Here is a 24,827-nt window from a genome sequence, read left to right on the forward strand (position 1 = left end):
CCGGGATCGAACCGCTCCCTTGCACGCAGAGCTCGGGCACGATGGGATGACGTCATCTGCGGATCGGAGTGGCGCCGCGGCCCGACGGAACGGCGTGGAGATGGCGCGATCGGGAGCGGGACAGGCGTCTAGCCGATCCGCGCGGTCACCTCGATCTCGACGCGCATCTCGGGGCGCAGGAGGCCCGCCACGACCACGATCGTGGCGGCGGGCCGGACGTCCGCCAGCACCCGCCCGCAGACGGCCAGCACGGCCTCGGCATCGTCCCGGTCGGTGACGTAGTAGGTGGCGCGCAGGACGCCGGCGAGGCCGATTCCGGCCTCGGCGAGGACCGAACGGATCGTGCGCCAGCAGGCCTCGGCCTGCGCGGCGGCGCCGTCGGGCATCGTCATCGTGGCGTAGTCGTAGCCGGTCGTCCCAGAGAGGTAGACGGTGTCGCCGTCGACCACCGCCCGGGAGTAGCCGTAATCCCGCTCGAACGGGGACCCCGACGTGATCAGCCGCCGCCTCATCCGCCGCGCAGGGCCTCCAGAACCTTGCCGCCGGCGCGGCCCGTGGGCGTCATGCCGAGCCGGCGCTCGACGTCCTTGATGGCGTCGCGCGTCTTCTGGCCAACCTTACCGTCCGGCTCGCCGACGTCGTAGCCGCGGGCGGCCAGCCGGGTCTGGAGGTCGCGGCGCTCGGCCCGCGACAGGGGCGGATCGTCGGTCGGCCAGGCGGCCTGGACGCCGGGCCGGCCGCGCAGCCGGTCGGACAGGACCGCGATGGCGAGGCCGTAGGATTCGGCGGCGTTGTACGAGTAGATCGCGTCGAAGTTCCGGGTCACCAGGAAGGCCGGTCCGTCGATGCCGGCGGGCGCCAGGATCCCGGCCGGGCCCTCGCCCGAGAGCGGGCGCCCGTCCGCGCGGGTGACGCCGAGCGACGCCCAGTGGGCGACCGGCTTCTTGTTCTTGCGCCCGGCGGCGCCGACGTTGAAGCCGCGGGGCAGCTTCACCTCGTAGCCCCACACCTGACCGTTCTGCCACTTGGCGACGCGCAGGAAGTTGGCGGTGGAGGCGACGGCGTCGGCCACGGAGTCGACCACGTCGCGCCGGCCGTCGCCGTCGCCGTCCACGGCGAGTCGCTGATAGGTCGTCGGCATGAACTGGGTCTGGCCGAAGGCGCCCGCCCAGGAGCCGGTCAGCCGCTCCGGCGCGATGTCGCCGCGCTCGATGATCCGCAGGGTGGCGATCAGCTCGCCGCGGAAGAAGTCCCGACGGCGGTTGTTCGAGCAGGCGAGCGTCGCCAGCGACTGCACCAGCGGCATCTTGCCGAGGTTCTTGCCGAAATTCGACTCGACGCCCCAGACCGCCGCGATCGTGTAGCGGTCGACCCCGTAGCGCGACTCGGCCTGGGCGAGCGCCGCCGCGTTCTGGCGCATGGCCGCGCGCCCGTCCTCGACCCGCTCGTCGTCGACGAGCGCCGCCATGTAGTCCCAGATCGGCGTCTTGAACTCGGGCTGCGCCTGGGACAGCTCGATCACCTTGTCGTCGTAGCCGATGCCGCTCGTGGCGGCCCGGAAGGTCTGCGCCGAGACGCCCGCCGCTGCCGCCTGCGACTGGATGCCGGCGAGGCAGCTGTCGAAATCGGCTCGCGCCGGCAGGCTCGCCAGGGGCAGGACCGCGATGCCGGCGAGCAGCCCGAGCGCGCGCGCCGTCCTCGGTCCCGTCGGGTGCTTCGGCATGCTGACGATCCTCACGATGCGGAACGGAGTCTGGGCGCGGATTCAGGCGACATGTGGGTTAACGAACGGTGAGGAAACCCGCCTCGTCTTGACCCTCCGGCCTACCAACCGGTAGGTTGGCACCGTACTGGCGCATCGCCGGTCGGGTCAACGAACAGGGAGACGGGACGCATGATGAAGGACTGGAATCAGTACGGCGCCGAGCTCGTCAGCACGCTCGGGCGCATCGGTGCGGTAAGCCCGGACCTCCTCAAGGCCCACGACCAGCTCGCCGCGGCGGCCCCGACCGAGCGCAAGCTGGACGCGAAGACCCGCGAGCTGATCGCCCTCGCGGTCGCGGTCACGACCCGGTGCGACGGCTGCATCGCCGTGCATTCCGACGCCGCCCGCAAGGCCGGCGCGAGCAAGGAGGAGGTCGTGGAGGCGCTGGGCGTGGCGGTGGCACTGAACGCCGGCGCCGCCCTGGTCTACACCGCCCGCGCCTTCGAGGCGTTCACCGGCGAGTCCGGCTGAGCCGACCGGGATAGGACCATGTCCGGTTCGCCGGGCCAGGGGCTCGTCTTCAGGACGGCGCGCCGGCCCGGTCTCGGCTGCCCAGGCGGTCCAGATAGGCGCAGAGCATGTCGGCCAAGGCGTCCGCGAAGGTCGCCATGGCCGCCTCGGTCCGGACCACCTCCGAGATGCGCTCGCCGACCTCGCTGAGCGTCATCGCGATGATCTCGCCCGCGACCGCCAGGTCCGTCTCGGGCGCAGCGGGAAGCGCCGCGCGCAGGAAGTCGCGGAAGGCCTGCGAGCCGGCCAGCTGCGGCTCCGCGGCCTCGGGCGCGTCGCGATAGGCCGGGGCGGCCGCGTCGAGGGCCCGGCGCATCGCGGCCTCCGCGCATTCCGAGCGCACGAAGGCGTGGACGGCGGCGCGCAGGCGCTCGCCAGGCGCGCAAGCGGGATCCGTCAGAAGGCCGGCGAGGAGGGCGCTCGTGTCCCGCCACTCGTCGCTCTGGAGCTGGAACAGGATCGCCGCCTTGTTGGGGAAGTACTGGTAGAGCGAGCCGATGCTGACGCCGGCGCGCTCGGCGACCCGCGCCGTCGTGAAGCGCGCCGCGCCGACCTCCGCCAGAACCTGAGCGGCGGCCTCCAGAACGGCCGCGACGAGGTCGCTGGAGCGCGCCTGCCGGGGCTGCTTTCGCCTGGAGATTCCGAGACTTGGCCGGTCGGGCATGGGCGGGGCTCGGAACGCGAATAGGCGCGGGCAGGGGGCGCCGGTACTCTGCGTCGTGTTCAGTTGAACGCGCAAGACGGAAAGCAACGCGCCATGTCACTCTCAGCATCCACACTCGCCGAACCGCGTATCGCGTCGCTGTTGGACAGTCTCTTCGCGCAGGCGGAGGCCTCCTCACCCTTGAGCGCCATCGGCGATCTCTCGGCGGACGAGCGGGCGCGCCTCATGGGCAGCCGCACCGGCTACCGGGACTTCTACAGCCGGCTCAAGGATATGCCCCTCGCGGTCTCGCGGGAGACCGGCCGGCTGCTCTACATGCTCGCGCGAACCCGCCGGGCGCGGACGATCGTCGAGTTCGGCACGTCCTTCGGTCTCTCGACCCTGCACCTCGCCGCGGCCCTGCGCGACAACGGCGGCGGCCGGCTGATCACCTGCGAGTTCGAGCCGTCCAAGGTGGTGCGGGCGCGGGCGAACCTGATGGAGGCCGGGCTGGCGGACCTCGTCGAGTTCCGCGAGGGCGACGCCCTCCAGACCCTCGGCCTCGACCTGCCCGACTCGGTCGACCTGCTGCTCCTCGACGGGGCGAAGGGGCTCTATCCGGAGGTTCTGAGCCTCGTGGAGAGTCGCCTCGGACCGGGGGCCCTGGTGGTCGCCGACAACGCGGACCACAGCCCGGACTACCTGCAGCGGGTGCGCGCGCCGAGCCGCGGCTACCTGTCGGTGCCGTTCGCCGAGGACGTGGAGCTGTCCATGCGGCTCGGGTGAGGCAGGCCCTGGCCTCGGACCGGCGGTCGCCTCAGCGCGACGCGACCGCCGTCGGGACGCGGGTCCGGTCGCTCAGGCCCACTCGCGCTGGGCGAGCTTCTGCTCGTAGGCGTCGATGGAGGAGACGCGCTCCAGCGTCAGCCCGATCTCGTCCAGGCCGTTCAGCAGGTTGTGCTTGCGGCCCTCGTCGACGTCGAAATGCAGGGTGCCGCCGTCCGGTCCCCGGATCGTCTGCGCCGCCAGGTCGACCGTCAGGGTGGCGTTCGCGCCGCGCTCGGCGTCCTCGAAGAGCTTCTCCAGATCCTCGGGCGACACGACGATCGCCAGGATGCCGTTCTTCGCGCAGTTGTTGAAGAAGATGTCGGCGAAGCTCGTGGAGATCACGCAGCGGATGCCGAAATCGGCCAGCGCCCAGGGCGCGTGCTCCCGGGACGAGCCGCAGCCGAAATTGTCGCCGCACACCAGGATCTTGCTGTTTCGGTAGGCCGGCTGGTTGAGGATGAAGTCCGGGTTCTCGGAGCCGTCCTCGCGGTAGCGCATCTCGGCGAACAGGCTCTTGCCGAGGCCGGTCCGCCGGATCGTCTTCAGGTACTTCGCCGGGATGATCCGGTCGGTATCGACGTTGATCGTCCGCAGGGGCGCCGCGACGCCCTCCAGGGTGGTGAACTTTTCCATCGTCTGACGGCTCGTGTCGGTGGTCTCTCTGTCGCGCGGTTTAGCAGCCGCGGGCCCGGGCCGGAAGCGTCAGGCGAGGTCGGGCGCCGTCGCCCGGGACAGGGTGCCGTCGTGGAGGGCCGAGGCGACCAGCGCCCCGGCGATCCCGGCCGCCCGGAGCGCCCGCAGGTCGTCAGGGCCGCGCACGCCGCCCGCCGCGTAGAGGCGGCGATCCGGCGCCCGCGCGCGCAGGGCTCCCAGGGCCGCGAGGTCCGGGCCGGCCCCGGCGCCGACCTGCGCCAGCGTCATGGCGATCACCTCCGGCGGCCAGAGCGCCGGATCGTCGTGGAGGGCCGCCGGGCCGAGGCGCTCCGCGCCGCGCGTGTCGAGAGAAAACACCGCCCGGTCGCCGAGCCGCGTCACGAGGTCGGCATCCGCCTGGCTCTCGCTGCCGATCACCGGTCGCCCGAGCCCGGCCTCCAGGAACGCCGCGACGCCCTCCGGCTCGGCGAAGCCGGCATCGACCCACAGGGCGATCCCCGGGCAGGCGCGGGCGATCGTCTCCAGGGCGCGGAGATCGGGCGCGGCGCGGTCGATGATCGCGTCGAGATCGGCGACGTAGAGGATCGCGGCGGGCCACGCGTCGACCAGCCCGCGGGCCACCGCGTCCGGCGCCGAGCCCTTTGCCAAGGGCGTCTCGATCGGGGCATAGGAGGAGCGCTCGCCCCGGCGCGCCCGCACCACGCGGCCGCCCCGGAGATCGAGCACCGGGATCACCGCGAAGCCGGGGCGCCCGATCCTGTGGTCCATCGAGGCGCTCATCGCGGTCCCATGCGCTCATCAAACCCAACGACCATCGGGTGGGACCTCGGCGGGGTCCACGTCAAGGTCGCCCTGGTCGAGGACGGCCGGGTCGCGGCCGCCGCCCAGGTGCCGTGCCCGCTCTGGCAGGGCCTGCCGGCCCTCGACCGGGCGCTGGAGGCCGCCCCCGACTGGGCCCGCGGCGCGGCCCTGCACGCCGTGACCATGACGGGCGAGCTGACCGACTGCTTCGCCGACCGGCGCGACGGCGTCGCGGCGCTCGCCGGATGGGCCGGGTCGCACCTCGCCGGGACCGTGCGGATCTACGCCGGCCGCTCCGGCCTCGTCGCCCCCGAGGCGGCCGCATCCCTGTCGGCGGACGTGGCCTCGGCCAACTGGCACGCCACCGCGGCGCTCGCCGGCCGGCACGTCCCGGACGCGCTGCTGGTCGATATCGGCTCGACCACCGCCGACCTGATTCCCGTCGTGGGCGGGCGGCCGGCCGCGACCGGCTACAGCGACGCCGAGCGGCTGGAGACCGGCGAGCTCGTCTATACCGGCGCGGTGCGCACGCCGGTGATCGCCCTGTCCGACCACGCCCCCTTCGCGGGCCGCCGGACCCGGCTGATGACCGAGACCTTCGCCCACATGGCGGACGTCTACCGCATCCTCGGCCAGCTCCCCGAGGGCGCCGACCAGCAGCCGAGCGGCGACCGCAAGGGCAAGACGGTCGCCGAGAGCGAGACCCGGCTCGCCCGGATCGTCGGGCGGGACCGGGCGGAGGCGCCCGGAGCGGCCTGGACGGCGCTCGCCGCCCATTTCGCCGAGGCGCAGCTGCGCCTGCTGCACGACGCGGCGGCGGAGATCCTCAGCCGGCCCGATCTCGGCGCGGACGCGCCCCTCGTCCTGTGCGGCGCCGGCGCCTTCGTGGGCGCCCGCCTCGCCGAGCGTCTCGGCCGGCCCTCGACACCGCTCGTGACGCTGCTGGCGGACCGGATCGGCGGCGCGCGCGACGGCATCTCGACCTGTGGACCGGCGGTGGCGGTCGGCCTCATCGCCGCGGAGGAGGCACTCGCATGAGCGCAATCAAGATCCTGGCCCGGATCCTGACGGCCCGGGTCGGGCCGCATATCGAGCTGGCCGTCGAGACGGAGACCGGGGAAGTTCTGAAGGTGCTCGCCACCGAGGACCAGGTCGACCGGCTGGTCGACGAGCTCGAGGACATCCTCAACTCGCCCGCCGACCCGGAGGATGACGGGCCGCCCCAGGCGGCCTGAGGCCCCGGGCCCCGCCGGTCGCCATGAGCCTGATCGCCGCCAAGATCGTCGTCACGCCGACCCTGATGTGGGCCGTGTCGGCGGCCGCGCGCCGGTGGGGCAGCCTCGTCGGCGGCCTGCTCTCGGGCCTCCCGCTGACCTCGGCGCCGATCTCGATCTACCTCGCCGCCGAGCAGGGCGAGCGCTTCGCCGCCGACGCGGCGATCGGCTCGGTGGAGGGGCTCGGCGCGGTCACCGTCAGCTACCTCGTCTACGCCGTCGCCGCGCCGCGGACGGGGGGCCTCGCGGCCGCGCTGCTCGCCCTCGCGGGCTTCGTCCTCGGCGGCGCGCTGCTGCACGGGGTGATCCAGCCCGGCCTGTGGCTCGCCACGGCGATCGACCTGCCGGCGATGGTCCTGGTGGTCGCCCTGTGCCGGCCGGCCGCGGGGACCGAATCGCCGGCCCGCCGGGCGCGCCCGCCGCGCTGGGACATGCCGGCCCGGCTCGCGGCCGCCACCGCCCTGGTCCTGATGGTCTCGGGGCTGGCGCCGCATCTCGGTTCCGGCCTGAGCGGCGTCCTGGCGCCGATCCCGATCATCTCCTGGCCGCTCATCGTCTTCGCCCGGGCGCAGGACGGGGTCGGCGCCGCGCTGGACGTGGTGCGCGGCAGCGCCCAGGGCGCGTTCGGCGTGCTGGCCTTCTATGTCTGCGTGCACCTGCTGCTCGGGCGGATCGACCCGGTCGCGGCCTACGCCGCCGCGATCGCGGTGTCGGCGGCCTGCGTGCTGCCGTGGCTGGTCGCGCGACGGCGCCCACTTTCCGCCTGACCGGGCCGAGGCGACCGCGGAGGGGATCGATGCTGCCGGAGACGGGAATCCCGACCCTCACACCGGGCTACGCGGCGGTGCCGCCCGGCCATCTCGCCACGATCGTCACCAGCCTGGAGATGCTGCGCCCGCCGCCCCCGCGGCCCGGACGGCCGTTCCCGCCCGGGCTCGCCCTCGAGCCCCTGGAACGCACCGACCCGGAGACCTACCGGAGCCTGTTCCGGGCGGTGGGCGCCGACTGGCTCTGGTTCTCGCGCCTCACTCTGGCCGACGAAGCGCTGGCGGCGATTTTGGCCGACCGGGATGTCGAGATTCTCGCGCTGCAGCGGGACGGGCGGAACGTCGGCATGCTGGAACTGGATTTCCGCCGGCCCGGCACCTGCGAGCTGGTCTTCCTCGGACTGACCGGGGACGCGGTCGGTACCGGGATTGGCCGCACGCTGATGAACGCGGCGATCGGCCGGGCCTGGGCGCGCCCGATCGCGCGGTTCTGGGTGCATACCTGCACGCTGGACCATCCCGGCGCGCTCGCCTTCTACCGGCGCTCCGGCTTCGTTCCTTTCGCGATCCACGTCGAGGTCGCGCCCGATCCGCGGCTCGACGGGACCCTGCCGCGCGACTGTGCCCCGCACGTGCCGCGGCTCGGCTGAGGCGCCGCGGGGTCCGGACACGAAGAGACCCGCGGCCTCGCGGCCGCGGGTCTCGTGTCGTCAGTCGCGCGCGCCGGTCAGGCGGCGGTGCGCTTGCGGGCTTCCTGCTTCGTGTCGACGCCGGCCGCTTTGATCTCGGACAGCTTCTGCGCGACGTTGCGCGAGAACACGAACTCGGCCGGGCGCTGGTTCTCCAGGCTGACCTCGGGCGCCATCTCGCCCTCGGTCTTGATGCCGCGGATCGCGTGCACCAGCGGCTTCCAGGGCTTGCGGACCGAATCGACCACCGAGGAGGCCTCGTAGCCCGAGTGGACCATGCAGTCGGCGCACTTCTCGTAGTTGCCGGTGCCGTAGGCGTCCCAGTCGGTGGTCTCCATCAGCTCCTTGAAGGTCGCCGCGTAGCCCTCGCCGAGCAGGTAGCAGGGCTTCTGCCAGCCGAACACGGTGCGGGTCGGGTTGCCCCACGGGGTGCAGTGGTAGGTCTGGTTGCCGGCCAGGAAGTCGAGGAACAGGCCCGACTGCTGGAAGGTCCACTTCTCGCGGCCCTTCTCCTTGCCGTGCCGGAACACGCCGCGGAACAGGTCCTTCGTCGCCTTGCGGTTCAGGAAGTGCTTCTGGTCGGGGGCGCGCTCGTAGGCGTAGCCGGGGGAGACGGTGATGCCGTCGATGCCCATCCGGGTCACGCTGTCGAAGAAGTCGGCGATCTTCTCCGGCTGGGAATTGTTGAAGAAGGTGCAGTTGATGGTGACCCGGAAGCCCATCTCCTTGGCCTTCGCGATCGCCGCCACGGCCTTGTCGTAGACGCCGCGCTGGCACACCGACTGGTCGTGCATCTCCTTGTCGCCGTCCAGATGGATCGACCACGTGAAGTACGGGCTCGGCTTGTACTCCTTGATCTTCTTCTCGAGGAGCAGCGCGTTCGTGCAGACGATCGCGAACTTCTTCTGGGCGATGATGCCCTCGACGATCTGCGGCAGGTCCTTGTGGAGGAGCGGCTCGCCGCCGGCGATCACCACCACCGGGGCGCCGCACTCGCGCACCGATTCGAGCGCGTCGGCGACCGGGAGGCGCTTGTTCAGGATCTCGTCCGGGTAGTCGATCTTGCCGCAGCCGGCGCAGGCTAGGTTACAGCGGAACAGCGGCTCCATCATCATCACAAGCGGGTAACGCTTGCGGCCCGTGAGGTGCTGCTTCAGGATGTAGCCGCCGATCTTCGCGACGTACCGGAGGGGGATACCCAAGATTGCGGCTCCTTACTTCGTCGGCCCCGGGACATCGGGGTGCTTAACGCGAAAAAATCTCGAATTCCAGCCATCTAGCTTGGAACTAATCTGAAATGACCTCGTTTCGGCGGGGCGATGACATCTTATTCCGTGCCTGACGCAACGGCGCCACATGGACCGCGCTTGCGGAGCCCGTGGGCGGACGCGCCCGATCGTTGAGGACAGCACGTGCATTGCGTCGGCAATACGACCGGAATCCCACGATTCGGGTGGCCGCGCCAGAAACGCCGTGCGCTAGCGCACACGGGCGGGCGCGGGATGCGCGCCACGGCGGCCGCGTTGCAATCTGGCATCGCCCTCTTTACTGAGCCTCGTGGCCGCGATGCAAGTCCCGGCCCGCGGCGGGTGTCCCGACCGCGGACCGCATCGGGCGCAATCAGTCGGGTGCCGGGCGCGCGCGGCGCGCTCGGATCGGGCGGTGTGGCGTTCCTCGAACCCGATGCGCACCCGGCCGAATCGCGGAGCGTCGCGCGGCGGAGCCCTGAGCCCGCCCGTGTCGGTGGCCCGGGTTCGGACCGGACAGATGGCAGGAGCCGGTCGCGCACGGGGCGCGTCCGATGCGAACAGGCAGGGTGCTCGTGATCGAAAGTCTCGTCGCGTTCTCGGTGCGGTATCGGTGGATCGTGATCGCCTTCACGGCGTTCCTCACGGTCGCGAGCCTCGGAGTCGCGGCGCACCTGTTCCGAATCAACACCGACGTCGAGCGGCTGATCGACCCGAAGGAGCCGTGGCGGCAGGACGAGATCAATTTCGAGAAGGCGTTCCCGCAGCGCAGCAACACCATCGTCGCGGTCATCAACGGCGAGACGCCGGAGGAGACCGAGGAGGCGGCCGCCAACCTCGCCAAGGCGCTCACGGCGCACAAGAACCTGATCGAGACGGTCTACCGGCCCGACGGCGGCCCGTTCTTCAACAAGAACGGCCTGCTGCTGATGTCGCAGGCGGACCTCGACAAGACCCTGGAGGCGCTGACCCAGCAGCAGGGTCTGCTCGGGCCGCTCGCCGCCGACCCGTCGCTGCGGGGCATCATGCGGGTGCTGACGCTCGGCGCGCGCGGCGTGAAGAGCGGCGAGGCCAAGATCGAGGATCTCGAGAAGCCCATGGGGCAGATCGACGCCACCCTGCAGAAGGTGCTGGCGGGTCAGCGGGCGCGGATGTCCTGGCAGGAACTCCTGTCGGGAGGTGAGACCAGCGTCACCGACAAGATGAAGTTCGTGGTGATCCAGCCGGTCCTCGACTTCAACGCCCTGGAGCCCGGCTACCAGGCGACCAAGCTGATCCGCAACGTCGCCAAGGATCTCGGGATCGACGCCCAGAACGGCCTGCGGATGCGCCTGACCGGCACGGTGGCCGTGGCGGACGAGGAGTTCGCGACGCTGTCGGAGGATGCCGGCCTCAACAACAGCATCATCGTCGGCGCGATCGTGCTGTTCCTGTGGCTGGCCCTGCGCTCGGGCAAACTCGTCGGCGCGGTGATCATCACCACCTTCGCGGGCCTCGTGGTCACGGCCGCCCTGGGCCTCATCATGGTCAAGGAGCTGAACCCGATCTCGGTGGCCTTCGCGGCCCTGTTCGTCGGGCTCGGCATCGATTTCGGCATCCAGTTCTCGGTGCGCTACCGGGCCGACCGCTACGAGCAGCCGACTCTGGAGAGCGCGATCCGCGCCGCCGCCCGGGGCGTCGGCTGGTCGCTGACGCTCGCCGCGGTGTCGCTGGTGGCGGGCTTCTTCGCCTTCCTGCCCACGGCCTTCCGCGGCGTGTCGGAGCTGGGCCTGATCGCCGGCGTCGGCATGATCGTGGCCTTCCTGTTCTCGCTGATCCTGCTGCCGGCCCTGATCGCGGTGTTCAAGCCGGTAGGCGAGAAGGCCGCGGTCCAGACCGAGTGGCTCGTCGGCGTCGACCCCTGGATCATCCGGCACCGCAAGCCGATCCTGATCGGCGTCGGCCTCGTGACCCTGGCCGGCGCGCCGCTGCTCTGGCACCTGCCGTTCGACTCGAACCCGATGCACCTGCGCAGCGCCAAGACGCAGTCCATCGCGACCTACCTGGACCTGATCAAGAATCCCGAGACCAGCCCGAACTTCATCGACGTGCTGGCGCCCAGCGTCGCGGAGGTGCCGTCGCTGTCGAAGACGCTCCTGGCCCTGCCGGTCACCGCCTCGGTCAACAGCATCGACACCTTCGTGCCGCGGGATCAGGACAAGAAGCTGGCCCAGATCGCCGACACGGCCCAGCTGCTGGACCCGGTGCTCAATCCCGGCCGCCGGCCGCCGCCGCCGACCGACGCCGACAACGTCAAGGCGCTCAAGGACGCCGCCGCGGCGCTCAACGGCCTCTCGGCCGACGCCAAGGGCGACGCGAAGGGTGCCCAGGAGGCCAAGCAGCTCGCCGGCACCCTGGACAAGCTCGCCGCCGGACCAGTGCAGATGCGCGAGGCGGCCTCGGTGGCGCTCACCAAGGATCTGGTGCCGCTGCTCGCCCGCCTGCGTGACCTGCTGCATCCCGAGAAGATCACGCTGGACAACTTGCCGCCGCAGCTAAAGGCCGACTGGGTGGCGGCGGACGGACGGGCGCGCATCGAGGTTCACCCGAAGGGCGATTCGAACGACGACACGGTGCTCCGCCGGTTCTCGGACGAGGTCCTGAAGGTCGCCCCGCACGCGACCGGCGCGCCAGTGGCCACCACGCAGTCGAGCTACACGATCCTGGGCGCCTTCGTGCAGGCGGCGGTGACGGCCTTCGTGCTGATCTTCGTCATCCTCTCGGTCGCCCTGCGCAAGCCGTGGGACGTGGCGATGACCCTCGGCCCGCTGGTGATCGCGACGCTCTGGACGCTGATGGCGATGCGCATCGTCGGCATGCCGCTGAACTTCGCCAACATCATCGCCCTGCCGCTGATGCTCGCGGTCGGCGTGGCGTTCCACATCTACTACGTGATCGCGTGGCGGGCGGGCGTGACCGACATGCTCGCCTCCAGCCTCACTCGGGCGATCTTCTTCTCGGCGCTGACCACGGGCAGCGCCTTCGGGTCGCTGGTCCTGTCGAGCCACCCGGGCACGGCCAGCATGGGCAAGCTGCTGGCGCTGTCGCTGTTCTTCACCCTGGTGGCAGCGTTCTTCGTGGTTCCGGCGACCCTCGGCGAGCCGCCGGAGCAGCCCGACGAGGATCGTCCGGAAGCCGAGAAAGCGGCTGGCGCGGCCCTGCGCAAGTCCGCCCCGCACCAGGATCCGGTGCCCGCCAAGTAGAAGCCGAGCAGCGCCGGCCGGTCGCGGCCGGCGCTTCGGAGGGCCTCAGAGGGCCTTCTCGAAGAAGTGGTCCGGGTAGGGATCGTCGTTGAAGCGGTCGATCTCCTCCCAGCCCGACCGCCGGTAGAGCGCCAGGGCCTCAGGGAGGGCGCTGTTGGTGTCGAGCCGCAGCGTCCGGATCCCGAGGTCGCGGGCGGCGGACTCGGCCTCCCGCATCAGCCGCTTGGCGAGGCCCAGCCCGCGCGCCGCGGGATCGACCCAGAGCCGCTTGATCTCCGCGACCGCGCCGCCGCCTCCCTTGAGCCCGACGCATCCGACCGGCAGCCCGTCGGCGCACGCGAGCAGGAACACGCCGCGCGGCCGCACCATGGCGGCGGCCTCCGGGTCGCACGACAGGGCGACGTCGAACCCGCCGGCAAACCGGGTCGCGAGTTCGGCGTAGTAGGCGGCGAGGCAGGCGCGGGCGCCCGCGCCGGTCGGGTCTGCCTCCCGGATCGCGATGGCGTCGCGGCCGAGGGTCAGGGCGACCCGGTCCATGGCGTGCAACAGCGCGTCCACCTGCGGTGCGCGCTCCAGCAGGGCGACGGCGCGGGCATCCGACAGCGCCTCGTAGGCTGCGAACTCGCGCCGCCCGGCCTCGGTCAGGGGCGCGACCCGGCGGCGGGCATCCGCGGGATGCGGCGCGGTTGCCACCAGCCCCTCCTCCTCCAAACTCCGCAGGAGGCGGCTCATCAGGCCGGAATCGAGACCGAGATAGGCGCGGATCTCGCCGATATCCGCGCGGCCCGCGCCGATGGCGTTCAGGACCCGCGCCGCGCCCAGGGGACGGCCCCGACCGAGGAAGGAGGAATCGAGCGCGCCGACCTCGGCGGTGACCGCGCGGGCGAAGCGGCGGACGCGGGCGATCTCGGCAGGCTCCATGTTATCTGACTAAAGTCAGATAACGATCCGGGTCAACCGAGGAAGTCGGAGAACCCGCCGCGGACGGCGCCCGACGCGTCGGCGGCCGACCGGGATGCGGGGGCGGTCAGGGCGTCGCGCTCGTCGGCGTAGCGGTAGCCCGGCGCCTCGCCGGGGAAGCCGCCGGCGGTGGCCGGATGGGTGTAGAGCTCGGTCAGGCCGTCCGGAAGTTCGGCCAGCAGGGCCGCGACACGGGCGGGCGTCATGGCGCCGGACCACGCGAGGCCGAGGGTGCGGTCGGGGATCAGCAGCCCGGCCTGCCGGGCGCGGACGGCGAGCAGCGCCGCCCAGGGCGCGATGTCGAGGGCGGCTCGCGGCCGCGCGCCGGGCTCGGCGCGGCGCAGGATCTCGCGCGGCTCCCGCGGCACCCGCAGGGCGCGCATCCCGAAGTCGCGGCCGACGCGCAGCACCGCCCCGGCGATCAGCGGGTGGACGTGGAAGTGCTTGTGGGCGTTGACGTGGTCCAGCGGCAGGCCGGTGGCCCGGTAGGCCTCGAACTGAGCCCGGATCTCGGCGGCGAGCTGGCGCCGGGCCGCGGGCCTGCGGGCGAAGTCGAGGCCGAGGCGGGCCATGTCGGCCCGCATCAGGCCGGCCTCGTCCGTCAGGTCGGGAAGCTGTTCCGCCGGCAGGGTCGGCCACGCCTCCACGAGGACGAGGTGCAGCCCGACCCGCAGGGACGGCATCCGCCGGGCCCGCGCCACGGCGTCGGCGGCGGCCGGCGCCGAGACCATCAGGCTCGCCGCCGTGAGGATCCCGTCCCGATGGGCCTGCTCGACGGCCTCGTTGACCTCGGGGCTCAGCCCGAAATCATCCGCGGTGACGACCAGACGCTTCACGGTAACCTCGTAACGGGTGTCGAGAGGGCTCGCCCTCTCGCGGGTCCAGGGCGGAGCCCTGGAAGAGGGGCGGGGCTCTGCCCCGCTCCCCGCCGGGGCCGCAGGCCCCGGACCCCTGACTTCAGGCCGCCTTGGCGGTGCCCTGACGCTCCTTGAGGAAGCGGTAGAACTCGACGCCCTCGCGCAGGCGGCGCTTCATCATGTCGGGCGAGCGCACCATCTCGCTGACGATCGAGGCGATCTTCGGCGCCCGGAAATAGAACTTCTTGTAGAACTCCTCGACCGAGGTGAAGATCTCGGTGTGCGAGAGGTGCGGGTAGTGCAGCGGCGCGACCTGCACGCCATTCTCGTCGACGAGCTCGGCGTTCTCGATGTCGAGCCAGCCGTTCTCCACCGCCTGCTTGTACAGGAAGGTGCCCGGGTAGGGCGCCGCCAGCGAGACCTGGATCGTGTGCGGGTTGATCCGCTTGGCGAAGTTGATCGTCTCCTGGATCGTCTCCTTCGTCTCGCCCGGCAGGCCGAGGATGAAGGTGCCGTGGATGGCGATGCCGAGGTCGTGGCAGTCCTTGGTGAACTTCTCGGCGACCTCGACCCGCATGCCCTTCTTGATGTTGTGCAGGATCTGCTGGTTGCCGGACTCGTAGCCGACCAGCAGCAGGCGCAGGCCGTTCTCCTTGAGCACCTTCAGGGTCTCGCGCGGCACGTTCGCCTTGGCGTTGCACGACCACGTGACGCCGAGCTTGCCGAGCTCGCGGGCGATCTCCTCCGCGCGCGGCAGGTTGTCGGTGAAGGTGTCGTCGTCGAAGAAGAACTCCTTGGTCTGGGGGAACTCCTTCAGGCAGTACTTGATCTCCTCGATCACGTGGGCGACCGAGCGGGTGCGGTAGGTGTGGCCGCCGACCGTCTGCGGCCAGAGGCAGAAGGTGCAGCGGCTCTTGCAGCCCCGGCCCGAGTAGAACGAGATGTAGGGGTGCTTCAGGTACCCGATGAAGTACTTCTCCATCTCCAGGTCGCGCTTGTAGACGCTGGTGACGAAGGGCAGCTGGTCCATGTCGGTCATGATCTCGCGGTCCTCGTTGTGGACCACGACACCGTTGGCGTCGCGATAGGACAGCCCCTTGATCTCCGACATCGGGACGCCGTCGGCGACCTCCTTGACGGTGAAGTCGAACTCGTTGCGGGCGCAGAAATCGACCACCGGGGCCTGGGCCATCGCGCCCGCGGCGTCGACCGCGACCTTGGCGCCGATCAGGCCAGCGATGAGCTTCGGGTTGGCGGCCTTGAGCGCCTCGATGGTCTTCACGTCAGACTTGAACGACGGCACCGAGGTGTGGAGCACGACGAGGTCGAAGTCGTTGGCCTGGGCCACGATCTCGGCGAGCTTGATGTTGTGCGGCGGCGCGTCGATCAGCTTCGAGTTCGGCACCAGGGCGGCCGGCTGGGCCAGCCAGGTCGGGTACCAGAACGACTTGATCTCGCGCTTGGCCTGGTAACGGGAGCCGGCACCGCCGTCGAAACCGTCGAAGGTGGGGGCCTGGAGGAAGAGCGTGCGCATGGGGTTCAAGGCCTCAGGGCAATGCCGGGGGAGGGGCGGAGGACGAGGGAGCCGGGTTCAGCGGAGCGGCGCGCCGGCATCGCGGCCGAGTTCGGCGTCCGGGATCAGGGTGCCATCCGCAACCACGTGATAATCGTGACCTTTCCATGTCACCGCCCCCGACACGAAGGCCCAGGAGAAGTTCAGGAAGGAGAGGATGTCGCGGATCGGCAACAGTCCGTAGGGGTGCGGGGCGAGGCCGAAGGCCCGCTCCAGCTGCCGGCAGAGCAGCACGCGGCTCGCCAGCGCCGCGGCGGCGACCCAGAGGGCGCCGGTGCCGGCGCCGGGCAGGAGCGCGCCCAGCAGGGCGAGCGGGAAGGCGTGGGTGACGATCGAGCCGGCGTAGCCCGCCGGGTCGACGGTTCGGATCGTCCGGTTCCAGCGCAGCTCGTGCCGCCATAGGCCGGAGAGATCGGTGTCGACGCTGGTGTGGCCGATCGTGAAGCTCGGGATCACCACCCGGCCGCCGAGGCCGCGCAGGGCGGCGCCGATGGCGTAATCGTCCGCGAGATCGTTGCGGAAGGTACGGAAGCCGCCGACCGCCTCCAGGCTCGCCCGGGTGAAGGCCACGGTGGAGCCGAAGCAGGGCTTCGCCAGACCGAGGCTCAGGCCCATCACGACGTTGGGCAGGAAGTGGGTGTCGATCGCGAGCGTCGAGAGCTGGTCGTACAGGCCGCGGAAGGCCGGGACCCCGTGGTACAGGCAGGTGACGCCGGTGACGCCGTCCTGGGACAGCTCCGCGACGAGGCGCTCGAGGTAGTCGGGCCCCACCACCATGTCGCTGTCGGCCAGCACCACCACGTCGTGGGCGATGGCCTCGGCCATGTTGATCAGGTTCGAGACCTTGCGGTTCGATCCGTGCTGCCGGCCGTCGATCACGAGGTCGATGCGGGCCTCGGGATAGGCCTGCTGCAGGCGCTCGACCACGCCGATCGCGGGATCGGTGGACTTCTGGACGCCGAACAGGACCTGGACCGGCCCGGCGTAGTCCTGGCGCAGCACGGTCTCGAGATTCGCGTAGAGATTGGGCTCGAGGCCGCAGAGCGGCTTCAGCACGGTCACGGAGGGCCGCGTCGCGCCGGCGGGCAGCACCGGCGGGCGGCGGCCCGCGTAGCGGCCCGCGCAGATGGCGGCGGCCAGCCCGTAGACGCAGCCCGCCGCCGCCAGGATCAGGCAGAGCAGCGAGAGCCACGAGAGGCCGAGCAGCGCCAGGGAGGAGACATCCATCCGGTCGGATCCGTGCGATCGTCCGGCCGCCGAGGCGGCGATGGCCGCGAACGGCCGGTTCAGGTCGGCGCAGGCGCCGGCGCCGCTCAGGGCGTCGGCTTGGCCGCGAGCATGCCGTCGGCCCGCGCCCGGAGGAACTTCACGACGCCGTCGGCGCCCCCGGACTTCAGCGGCGCCGACAGGGCGTTCCGCTGCGCGGCGATCTCGCTGACGTCGCCGTTGAGCAGGACGTCCTGGATGCGGTTGTCGGCGTTGACGACGAAGTCCACGGCGGAATCGTCGCCGTCCGCGGCGGTGACGCGGGTCGGCACCACGCGCTGGGCGCCCCGCTCCTCGACCTTCGGGGTCACGTCGAACTTGCCGCCGGCGGCGCGGGCCAGGCGGTTGGCGTAGGTCACGGTCAGGCTGCGCTTGAAGGCGTCGATCACCGCCGCCTGCTGCTCCGGGGTGAAGCTCGACCATTTCGAGCCCACCGCGACGCGGGTCATGGCGGGGAAGTCGAACGCCTTGTCGAGCGCCGGGCCGACGGCCTCGACCCGGGCTGGCAGGGGGCCGGGCCCGTCCTTCAGCGCGGCCGAGAAGGCGGCGTAGAGGTCGCGCACGGTCTGAACGGCCGGATCGTCCGCGGCCCGTGACGGGGCCGGGACGAGCAGGGTCAGGGCCAGGGGTGCGGCGATGAGGGCGGCCGCGAGCCGGCGGGTCAGGCGCACTTCTTCAACTCCTCGCCGTCGCCGAGCCGCGCCCCCATGCGCGGCGGAGCGTAGCTGTAGAACGGGCCGAGGGTTGCGGGCTGCGCGACCCTCTTGGCCTTGCGCCCGGCCTCCGGCGCAGGCTCGCGCTCCTCCTCCTCCGGCGTCTCGGACCGGAGCCTGGACTCGATCCGGTGCCAGAGCAGGAGGCTCGGGAGCCCGACGCCGAGATCGGCGAAGCGCTTGACCAGCGACAGGGCGAGCGCCGCCTCGGCCGGGATATTGAACAGGCCGCACAGGGCGATCAGGCCGCCCTCCTGCGCGCCCAGGGCGCCGGGCACCGCGAAGGCCGCGCCGCGCACGGCCTGGGCGAGGCTCTCGATCATGAGCGCCTGCGCGAAATCGATCGGGTAGCCCATGAACCGCAGGCAGACATAGACCTCGAGCGTGCCGATCACCCAGCCGGCGAGGTGGACCACCAGGGCCAACGCGAAGCGACCGTGGTTGCCGTAGAGCCGGCGCAGGCTGTCGTAGAGCTGGTCGATGGCGCCGAAGGCCCGCCACTCGCGCCCGGAGGCGAAGCGGCTGAGCAGCGCCTGGATCAGGCGATGACCGGCCTTGCGCTGGATCAGGTAGAAGGCGCCGAGCGCCGGGACCGCCAGGGCCAGCCCGCCCTCGACCGTGTGGGCGATCGGTCCGTCGCCGGAGATCAGGACCAGCAGGGCGAGGCCGGCCACCGTGAACAGGAGCTGCGTCAGCGCCTGGGTCATCAGGTCGACGAACATGCTGGCGCCCGCGAGCGCGCCCGGAACGTCGCGCTTCGACAGGAGGCGGGCGCCGACGAAGTCACCGCCGACGGTGGCGACGGGCAGCAGCGTGTTGATGCCCTCGCGGACGAAGCGGAGCGAGATGCAGTCGGCGAGCTTGGTCGCGCCGGCGGGGAACACGACGTACCAGCCGAGCCCCGCCCAGGCGACGGCCACGAAGCGCGCGAGCACCACCAGGGCGGCGCCCCAGCCGGCGCTCACGACGGCGGCCGACACATCCTCCAGGCCGGAGGACATGAACAGGCCGACGACCGTGCACAGACCGGCGATCGAGGCCAAGGTCGTCAGGCGCTTCATTGTCGTCTTTCAAGCTCGCGTAAGGCTTGATGCGGGAAATCGGTCACGGTCGCGGCAGAAATAGGTCCATCGGCCCGGGAACGTTTCTGTCACGTTGCAGCACGGATTAGCGGTGTCTATCACCCGTTTGACACACCGAGGGCCAAAGCGGCGGCGGGGCTGAGAAGCCCGCGCAGAAGGCCGCGGCACGTCGCAGAAGGGGCACACGTCATGGAGCGCGAATCACCGATCACGGCCCTGGAGGCCGTGACCGACGACACGCATGCGGGCGGCTTTCCGGGTGGGACCGGACCGGGCGTGCCGGCTCCCCAGTCGCCGGTGATGGCCTGGAACGAGTGGGATCCGCTGGAGGAGGTCATCGTCGGCTCGCTCGACGGCGCCACGATCCCGACTCACCACCTGACGGTGATCTTCAACCTGCCGCGCGCCGCGCAGCCGTTCTACCGGCTGGCGAGCGGCTGGAAATATCCGAAGTTCATGAAGAAGCTCGCCCAGGCCGAGCTCGACAACTTCATCACCATCCTGGCCGGCGAGGGCGTGAAGGTCCGCCGTCCCGACGCGGTGGACTTCTCGAAGAAGTTCAAGGCGCCGCGCTGGTCCTCCCGCGGCTTCTGCGTCGCCTGCCCGCGCGATCCGTACCTCGTCATCGGCGACGAGATCATCGAGAGCCCGATGTGTTGGCGCTCGCGCTACTTCGAGGGCGACGCCTACCGGTCGCTGTTCAAGGAGTACTTCCGCGCCGGCGCCCGCTGGACCTCCGCGCCGCGCCCGCAGCTGACCGACGACCTCTACAACTACGATTACCGGGTGCCGAACCTGAAGGCCGGCGAGCCCATGCAGTTCACGGTCAACGAGTTCGAGCCGGTCTTTGACGCCGCCGACTTCGTCCGCTGCGGCCGCGACCTGTTCGTGACCCGCTCGAACGTGACCAACCTGATGGGCATCGAGTGGCTGCGCCGCCACCTCGGCCCGGGCTTCCGCATCCACGAGATCGAGAGCCGCTGCCCGCAGCCGATGCACATCGACTCGTCGTTCATGCCGCTCGCCCCCGGCAAGGTTCTGGTGAACCCGGACTACGTCGACGTCGAGAAGCTCCCGGCCGTGCTCAAGAAGTGGGACGTGCTGGTCGCCCCGCGCCCCGACCCGGTCGAGGGCTTCATGAGCAAGATCTCGATGTGCTCGCCCTGGACCTCGATCAACGTCCCGGCGATCACCGAGAAGAAGATCGTCGTCGACCAGAGCCAGCCGACGCTGATCAAGGCCCTGAAGGACTGGGGCTTCGACCCGATCCCGGCGCCGTTCCTCAGCTACGGCCCGTTCGGCGGCTCGTTCCACTGCGCGACCCTCGATGTCCGCCGCCGGGGCGTGCTGAAGTCCTACTTCTAGGATCAAGGCGCCGGGCACGCCGTCGTCTCGGGGCGCTGCGAGCGCCCCGGGACGACGGAGGACGGCGCGGCGCCTAGCGCGCCGCGATCCCGGCGATCAGCGCCGCATTGAACCCCTCCGGGTCCGACATCTGCGGCGCGTGGCCGAGATCCGGGAACTCCACGAGCCGCGCGCCCGGGATGGCCCTGGCGGCCGCCTTGCCGAGCTCGGGATAGTTGCCGAGGCTCGCCCGCACCTCCGGCGGCGCGAGGTCCTTGCCGATCGCCGTGTTGTCCTTCTGGCCGATCAGGAGCAGCGTCGGCACCGCGATCTGCGGGAACCGGTAGACCACCGGCTGGGTGAGGATCATGTCGTAGAGCAGGGCCGAGTCCCAGGCGACCGCCTCCTTGCCGGGGCCGCCGTTGAGGCCCGCGAGCATCGTGACCCAGGGCTCGTAGCGGGGCTCCCAGGCGCCGGCGTAGTAGGTCGCCGTCTCGTAGGCCCGGATCGAGGCCGCCGTCACCTTCAACTCGCGCTGGTACCACTGCTCCACCGAGGTCGGCGGCACGCCCTTGGCGGCCCAGTCCTCCAGGCCGATCGGGTTGACCAGCACGAGCTGCTCCACCGCCTTCGGGTAGAGCAGGGCGTAGTGGGCGGCCAGCATCCCGCCCGTCGAGTGGCCGACCAGGATCGGCCGCTCGATCCCGAGCTTGTCCAGGAGCGCGCGGGTGTTCTCGGCGAGTTGCCGGAAGGTGAACTGGTAGGCCGCCGGCTTGCTCGACTTGCAGAAGCCGATCTGGTCCGGCGCGATGACCCGGTACCCGGCGGCGCTGAGCGCCCGGATCTGGCTCTCCCAAGTGGCGGCGCAGAAATTCTTGCCGTGCAGCAGAACGGCGGTCCGGCCGTTCGGCGTCGCCGGCCGGACGTCGAGATAGGCCATCTGCAGCGGCTGGCGCTGCGACGTGAACGGGAACCGCTCCACCGGGAACGGGTAGGCGAAGCCCTCGAGTTCGGGCCCGTAGGTCGGCTGCTGGGGCGGCTCTGCGGAAGCGTGCCCGGCCGGCACCAGGGCCAGCAGGACGGAAGCGAGGAGGGTTCGAAGCATGGCCGCGTCGGAGCCTGATCTGCGAGCGGCGTGCGGCGCCGCGCCGCCCGCTCAGATCGGTCATCCGGGTGTCCCTGTCCACGTCCCGCGGAGCGGCGCGGCTTCGCGCCCGCCGCAGGGCGCGCTATCTCCCGGGCGCGCCATCTCCCGGGCGCGACCGTCTCCCGCCGCGGATGTCCCGATGCTGCGCCTCACCGCCCTGACCGCCCTCGCCGGCGCGCTCCTCCTCGGGCCGGCCCCGGCCCGGGCGGCGGATGCCTGCGACGTCCTCGCCGCGCGGGTGATCCGCACCACCGGCGCCTCCCTGGCCGGCCGGGCCGGCCCCGTCGCGGTGTTCCGGGCGCAGGATGCCGAGCGGCTGAGCCTCGATTGCCGCGCCCCCGCCCGCATCACCGTGGCCTCCCGCGAGCGCGAGCCGGCGCCGGCCTACTTCGTCCTGATCGGCCGCGCCGCGCAGGCGCTCGCCGGGGCGGACGCCGCCGCGGTCGAGGTGCTGGCGCTCAACCTCCACCAGGCCAGCCTGCTGGCCGATGCCCCGCGCCGGGGTGGCGCCGGCCGGATCCTGATGCTGTGCGAGACCGGCCCGCGCGCGGACGCCCTCCGAGACGACCGCACGGTCTGCCGGGTCGCGCCCCGGCCCGGGCTTTCGCGGATCCGCCGCGCGGGCTAGACCGGCCGGCATGTCGAAGATCGAGACACCCGGCCCCGTCGTCCAAGTCGGCGACGCGCGCTTCGCCAACCACCTGCCGCTGACGCTGATCGCCGGCCCGTGCCAGCTCGAGGGGCGCCAGCACGCCCTGGAGATCGCCGCCGCCCTCAAGGAGATGGCCGCGGGTCTGGGCGTCGGCCTCGTGTTCAAGACCTCCTTCGACAAGGCCAACCGCACCTCGGGCAGCGCCGCCCGGGGCATCGGCCTCGACGGGGCGCTCCCGGTCTTCGCCGAGATCCGCGAGACCCTCGGGCTGCCGGTGCTGACCGACGTGCACGCCGCCGAGCAGTGCGCCCCCGCCGCCGAGGCGGTGGACGTTCTCCAGATCCCCGCCTTCCTGTGCCGCCAGACCGACCTGCTGCTGGCCGCCGCCGCCACCGGCCGGGCGGTCAACATCAAGAAGGGCCAGTTCCTGGCGCCCTGGGACATGAAGCACGTCGCCGCCAAGGTGACGGAGGCGGGCAATCCCAACGTCATCGTCACCGAGCGCGGCGCCTCGTTCGGCTACAACACGCTGGTGTCGGACATGCGCAGCCTGCCGATCATGGCGCAGGTCACGCAAGGCGCGCCGGTGGTGTTCGACGCCACCCACTCGGTGCAGCAGCCCGGCGGCCAGGGGGCGAGTTCCGGCGGACAGCGGGAATTCGTCGCCGTCCTCGCCCGCGCCGCCGTGGCAGTGGGCGTGGCGGGCGTGTTCATCGAGACCCATCCCGACCCCGACCGGGCGCCCTCCGACGGCCCCAACATGGTGGCGCTGAAGGACATGCCGGCCCTGCTCGAGGAACTCCTCGCCTTCGACCGCCTCGCCAAGCGCCGGGCCGCCTGACCGGCTCAGGCGGCCGCCGGCTCCAGGACGTGGATCCGAAGGGGCTGGACGAGGCCGAACTGCCCGTCGGCCTCGCGCGCGGCGGCCTTGAGGAAGGCCTCCTCGACCACGGAGCGCCGGTCCCGGATGGTCGCCTCGCGGGCCGGGTCCACGGCGCTGACGCGGGCGAGGAAGGCGTCGAGGGAGTCGAAGCGCTCGCGCCGCTCGATCGTCGCGTCGCGGCGGCACGCGTAGGCGCCGCGGGCGAGGGCGGCCGCGATGGCGTCCTGGGCGGCGGCGCGGATCGCGGTCTCGTCCTCGATCGGCCGCAGGGCGTCGAAGAAGCTGCCTTCCGCCAGGGGCTCCACCACGACGAGCAGCCCGCCCGGGGCCAGGACGCGGGCCGCCTCGGCGAGGGCCGCCGCCGGGTCCGGGACGTGGTGGAGGGAATTCAGCATCACGGCGCCGTCGAAGCTGGCGTCCGGGAAGGGCAGGGCCTCGCCGGTCGCGGCCTCGAAGCGCGCCTCCGGCACGGCGGCCCGCGCCCGGGCGAGCGCCGCGGCGCCGGGATCGATCCCGGTGACCCGCGCGCCCGCGTCGACCAGCCGCCGCGCGAGCGTCCCGGCGCCGCACCCGATATCGACGACCCGCTTGCCGGCCAGCGGCGCGAGGCTCTCGCGGATCAGGGTCAGGGCATCCATCGTCGGTCCTCCCGGCAGATCCGTAGCACGCCCGACCCGCGGCGGGGCGGATTTCCATCTCCGGGACCGGCCGTCCGCCGCGCCGGCCCGCCGCGGCGTTTCAGGTGCTCCCGAAGACTCGCCGCAAGAGTTCGAGCGGTTCCGGAAGAGCCGCACCCAAGCTTGACCGCACTCATCGAAGCGGCGGCGACGCTGAACAACGGTTCATAATCCCGACTGGGTGCGGATCCGCACGCAAGTCCGGCGTGAAATCTGGAACTGTCCGGATGCGGCCACGTTATTGGGCATGTTCGATCAGGGATCGAGAAGGAACACTATGCGCAAGATCGGTATCATCGCCACTGCCGCCGCCATGGCTCTCGGCAGTGTTGCCGTCACCACGAGCGCCGAGGCGCGGCCTTACGGCTACCACGGCGGCTACGGCGGCTACGGCGGCTACGGTCACGGCTACTACCGCGGCCGTCGCGGCATCGGCACCGGCGCCGCCATCGGCCTCGGCATCGCCGGCCTCGCGGCCGGTGCGATCGCCGCGGGCGCGGCCCGCGACAGCTACTACGGCGGCGGCTACGGCTACGCCCCGTCCTACGGCTACGGCTACGCCCCGGTTTACGGCGGCTACGGCTACGCCGCTCCGGGCTACGGCTACTACGGCTACGGCTACTGAGATCGGAGATCCGGAAGGATCGGGGGCGACCGGCGCGAGCCGGTCGCCCTTTTCGTTGGCTCGGTCAGCGTCCGCGGTAGGGCGGCACGCCCGGGTCCGGCAGCCACGCGGTCTTCGGCAAGTCGCCCGTCTGCCAGAACACGTCGATCGGGATTCCGCCGCGGGGATACCAGAACCCGCCGATTCGCAGGTAGCGCGGTTCAAGCAGGTCGCGGAGCCGCTTGCCGATCGCCACCGTGCAATCCTCGTGGAATGCTCCGTGGTTGCGGAACGCCCCCAGGTAGAGCTTCAGTGACTTCGACTCCACCAGCCAGTCACCGGGCACGTAGTCGATCACCAGGATCGCGAAATCCGGCTGCCCGGTGACCGGGCAGATCGAGGTGAATTCCGGGGCGGTGAACCGGGCGACGTAGTCGGTGTCCGCGTGCGGGTTCGGGACCCGGTCGAGCCGCGCCTCCTCGGGCGAGGTGGGGAGGGGCGTCGGCTGGCCGAGCTGGAGATCGTCGGGAGAGGTCATGGCCGGCCATATAGAGCCTGCCGGCGTCGCGCGCATCCGCCTGATCCGCGACGCTTTCCCGGGCGGACCCGGCTGTGCGCCGTCACCGTCCCGGCGCTTGCCGCCGGCCGC

The 24,827-nt window shown here is 71.7% G+C and carries 26 protein-coding genes; 11 read left to right on the forward strand and 15 right to left on the reverse strand.

Annotated features, from left to right (window positions below):
• Positions 1-128 precede the first annotated feature (128 nt).
• Together BLW78_RS26870 and BLW78_RS26875 are read right to left on the reverse strand one after the other, a co-directional pair.
• On the reverse strand, positions 129-512 hold the full coding sequence (locus BLW78_RS26870) for a RidA family protein (RefSeq protein ID WP_091683180.1): 384 nt from the start codon (positions 510-512) through the stop codon (positions 129-131).
• A complete protein-coding gene (locus BLW78_RS26875; protein ID WP_020095291.1) occupies positions 509-1,723 on the reverse strand; it encodes a lytic murein transglycosylase in 1,215 nt (404 codons plus the stop codon). The genes BLW78_RS26870 and BLW78_RS26875 overlap by 4 nt, the downstream gene beginning before the upstream one ends.
• Before the next feature lie 171 nt (positions 1,724-1,894).
• Here BLW78_RS26875 and BLW78_RS26880 point away from each other — a divergent pair, with 171 nt between their 5' ends.
• Positions 1,895-2,236 carry a carboxymuconolactone decarboxylase family protein gene (locus BLW78_RS26880; RefSeq protein WP_020095292.1) on the forward strand — a complete coding sequence of 114 codons (342 nt, stop codon included), beginning with the start codon at positions 1,895-1,897 and terminating at the stop codon, positions 2,234-2,236.
• Positions 2,237-2,285: 49 nt separating this feature from the next.
• Here the strand turns inward: BLW78_RS26880 and BLW78_RS26885 are convergent, their stop codons facing one another.
• Positions 2,286-2,939: a TetR/AcrR family transcriptional regulator gene (locus BLW78_RS26885; RefSeq protein ID WP_091683181.1), complete on the reverse strand. Its 654-nt coding sequence runs from the start codon at positions 2,937-2,939 to the stop codon at positions 2,286-2,288.
• Between the two features lie 93 nt (positions 2,940-3,032).
• Between BLW78_RS26885 and BLW78_RS26890 the strand changes: the two genes are divergently transcribed.
• Complete coding sequence (locus BLW78_RS26890) at positions 3,033-3,704, forward strand: O-methyltransferase (protein WP_091683183.1); 672 nt, start codon at positions 3,033-3,035, stop codon at positions 3,702-3,704.
• Positions 3,705-3,776: 72 nt separating this feature from the next.
• Here BLW78_RS26890 and leuD read toward each other — a convergent pair whose 3' ends face one another.
• Positions 3,777-4,379, reverse strand: a complete 603-nt coding sequence (gene leuD / locus BLW78_RS26895) for a 3-isopropylmalate dehydratase small subunit (RefSeq protein WP_020095295.1) — start codon at positions 4,377-4,379, stop codon at positions 3,777-3,779.
• A gap of 69 nt (positions 4,380-4,448) precedes the next feature.
• Positions 4,449-5,180: a HisA/HisF-related TIM barrel protein gene (locus BLW78_RS26900; protein ID WP_091683184.1), complete on the reverse strand. Its 732-nt coding sequence runs from the start codon at positions 5,178-5,180 to the stop codon at positions 4,449-4,451.
• Between the two features lie 9 nt (positions 5,181-5,189).
• Between BLW78_RS26900 and BLW78_RS26905 the strand changes: the two genes are divergently transcribed.
• Genes BLW78_RS26905 through BLW78_RS26920 form a run of 4 tightly spaced genes read left to right on the forward strand, consistent with a single transcriptional unit; the run spans position 5,190 to position 7,892 of the window.
• Positions 5,190-6,239, forward strand: a complete 1,050-nt coding sequence (locus BLW78_RS26905) for a hydantoinase/oxoprolinase family protein (protein WP_091683186.1) — start codon at positions 5,190-5,192, stop codon at positions 6,237-6,239.
• On the forward strand, positions 6,236-6,436 hold the full coding sequence (locus BLW78_RS26910) for a hypothetical protein (RefSeq protein ID WP_012317969.1): 201 nt from the start codon (positions 6,236-6,238) through the stop codon (positions 6,434-6,436). The genes BLW78_RS26905 and BLW78_RS26910 overlap by 4 nt, the downstream gene beginning before the upstream one ends.
• Before the next feature lie 23 nt (positions 6,437-6,459).
• Complete coding sequence (locus tag BLW78_RS26915) at positions 6,460-7,242, forward strand: hypothetical protein (protein WP_091683188.1); 783 nt, start codon at positions 6,460-6,462, stop codon at positions 7,240-7,242.
• Between the two features lie 29 nt (positions 7,243-7,271).
• Positions 7,272-7,892: a GNAT family N-acetyltransferase gene (locus BLW78_RS26920; protein ID WP_091683189.1), complete on the forward strand. Its 621-nt coding sequence runs from the start codon at positions 7,272-7,274 to the stop codon at positions 7,890-7,892.
• 77 nt (positions 7,893-7,969) lie between these two features.
• Here the strand turns inward: BLW78_RS26920 and hpnH are convergent, their stop codons facing one another.
• Positions 7,970-9,133 carry an adenosyl-hopene transferase HpnH gene (gene hpnH / locus BLW78_RS26925; RefSeq protein WP_020095300.1) on the reverse strand — a complete coding sequence of 388 codons (1,164 nt, stop codon included), beginning with the start codon at positions 9,131-9,133 and terminating at the stop codon, positions 7,970-7,972.
• Positions 9,134-9,753: 620 nt separating this feature from the next.
• On the opposite strand from hpnH, the gene BLW78_RS26930 reads away from it, so the two are divergent.
• Positions 9,754-12,420: an MMPL family transporter gene (locus BLW78_RS26930; RefSeq protein ID WP_091683223.1), complete on the forward strand. Its 2,667-nt coding sequence runs from the start codon at positions 9,754-9,756 to the stop codon at positions 12,418-12,420.
• 45 nt (positions 12,421-12,465) lie between these two features.
• Here BLW78_RS26930 and BLW78_RS26935 read toward each other — a convergent pair whose 3' ends face one another.
• From BLW78_RS26935 to BLW78_RS26960, 6 genes are all read right to left on the reverse strand, one after another.
• On the reverse strand, positions 12,466-13,341 hold the full coding sequence (locus BLW78_RS26935; protein ID WP_091683191.1) for a helix-turn-helix domain-containing GNAT family N-acetyltransferase: 876 nt from the start codon (positions 13,339-13,341) through the stop codon (positions 12,466-12,468).
• Positions 13,342-13,373: 32 nt separating this feature from the next.
• Positions 13,374-14,216 carry a hopanoid biosynthesis-associated protein HpnK gene (gene hpnK, locus BLW78_RS26940; protein ID WP_091683193.1) on the reverse strand — a complete coding sequence of 281 codons (843 nt, stop codon included), beginning with the start codon at positions 14,214-14,216 and terminating at the stop codon, positions 13,374-13,376.
• A gap of 121 nt (positions 14,217-14,337) precedes the next feature.
• Complete coding sequence (gene hpnJ, locus BLW78_RS26945; protein ID WP_020095304.1) at positions 14,338-15,771, reverse strand: hopanoid biosynthesis associated radical SAM protein HpnJ; 1,434 nt, start codon at positions 15,769-15,771, stop codon at positions 14,338-14,340.
• Between the two features lie 57 nt (positions 15,772-15,828).
• Positions 15,829-17,037 carry a bacteriohopanetetrol glucosamine biosynthesis glycosyltransferase HpnI gene (gene hpnI / locus BLW78_RS26950; protein WP_091683194.1) on the reverse strand — a complete coding sequence of 403 codons (1,209 nt, stop codon included), beginning with the start codon at positions 17,035-17,037 and terminating at the stop codon, positions 15,829-15,831.
• Positions 17,038-17,123: 86 nt separating this feature from the next.
• The gene (locus tag BLW78_RS26955; RefSeq protein WP_091683196.1) at positions 17,124-17,747 is read right to left on the reverse strand and encodes an MlaC/ttg2D family ABC transporter substrate-binding protein; all 624 of its coding nucleotides are present in this window, start codon (positions 17,745-17,747) and stop codon (positions 17,124-17,126) included.
• Positions 17,738-18,850 carry a flippase-like domain-containing protein gene (locus BLW78_RS26960; protein WP_091683197.1) on the reverse strand — a complete coding sequence of 371 codons (1,113 nt, stop codon included), beginning with the start codon at positions 18,848-18,850 and terminating at the stop codon, positions 17,738-17,740. Before BLW78_RS26960 ends, BLW78_RS26955 begins: the two co-directional genes overlap by 10 nt.
• Positions 18,851-19,060: 210 nt before the next feature.
• On the opposite strand from BLW78_RS26960, the gene BLW78_RS26965 reads away from it, so the two are divergent.
• Positions 19,061-20,236 (forward strand): amidinotransferase, encoded by a 1,176-nt coding sequence (locus tag BLW78_RS26965; RefSeq protein WP_091683199.1) that lies wholly within the window; start codon positions 19,061-19,063, stop codon positions 20,234-20,236.
• Positions 20,237-20,309: 73 nt separating this feature from the next.
• Here the strand turns inward: BLW78_RS26965 and BLW78_RS26970 are convergent, their stop codons facing one another.
• Positions 20,310-21,320 (reverse strand): alpha/beta fold hydrolase, encoded by a 1,011-nt coding sequence (locus BLW78_RS26970; protein ID WP_091683200.1) that lies wholly within the window; start codon positions 21,318-21,320, stop codon positions 20,310-20,312.
• 181 nt (positions 21,321-21,501) lie between these two features.
• Here BLW78_RS26970 and BLW78_RS26975 point away from each other — a divergent pair, with 181 nt between their 5' ends.
• Both BLW78_RS26975 and kdsA read left to right on the forward strand, forming a co-directional pair.
• Positions 21,502-21,990: a hypothetical protein gene (locus BLW78_RS26975; RefSeq protein ID WP_091683202.1), complete on the forward strand. Its 489-nt coding sequence runs from the start codon at positions 21,502-21,504 to the stop codon at positions 21,988-21,990.
• A gap of 10 nt (positions 21,991-22,000) precedes the next feature.
• Positions 22,001-22,855, forward strand: coding sequence for a 3-deoxy-8-phosphooctulonate synthase (gene kdsA / locus BLW78_RS26980; protein ID WP_020095311.1), 855 nt, complete (start codon positions 22,001-22,003; stop codon positions 22,853-22,855).
• A gap of 5 nt (positions 22,856-22,860) precedes the next feature.
• Here the strand turns inward: kdsA and BLW78_RS26985 are convergent, their stop codons facing one another.
• Positions 22,861-23,535 (reverse strand): class I SAM-dependent methyltransferase, encoded by a 675-nt coding sequence (locus tag BLW78_RS26985; RefSeq protein ID WP_091683203.1) that lies wholly within the window; start codon positions 23,533-23,535, stop codon positions 22,861-22,863.
• A gap of 316 nt (positions 23,536-23,851) precedes the next feature.
• Here BLW78_RS26985 and BLW78_RS26990 point away from each other — a divergent pair, with 316 nt between their 5' ends.
• Positions 23,852-24,199 (forward strand): hypothetical protein, encoded by a 348-nt coding sequence (locus BLW78_RS26990; RefSeq protein WP_091683205.1) that lies wholly within the window; start codon positions 23,852-23,854, stop codon positions 24,197-24,199.
• Positions 24,200-24,263: 64 nt separating this feature from the next.
• Here the strand turns inward: BLW78_RS26990 and queF are convergent, their stop codons facing one another.
• Positions 24,264-24,716, reverse strand: coding sequence for a preQ(1) synthase (gene queF / locus BLW78_RS26995; protein WP_091683207.1), 453 nt, complete (start codon positions 24,714-24,716; stop codon positions 24,264-24,266).
• Positions 24,717-24,827 lie beyond the last annotated feature (111 nt).

Origin of the sequence: Methylobacterium sp. 275MFSha3.1 (assembly GCF_900108435.1) — a bacterium.
In the GTDB taxonomy this organism is placed as follows: Bacteria; Pseudomonadota; Alphaproteobacteria; order Rhizobiales; family Beijerinckiaceae; genus Methylobacterium.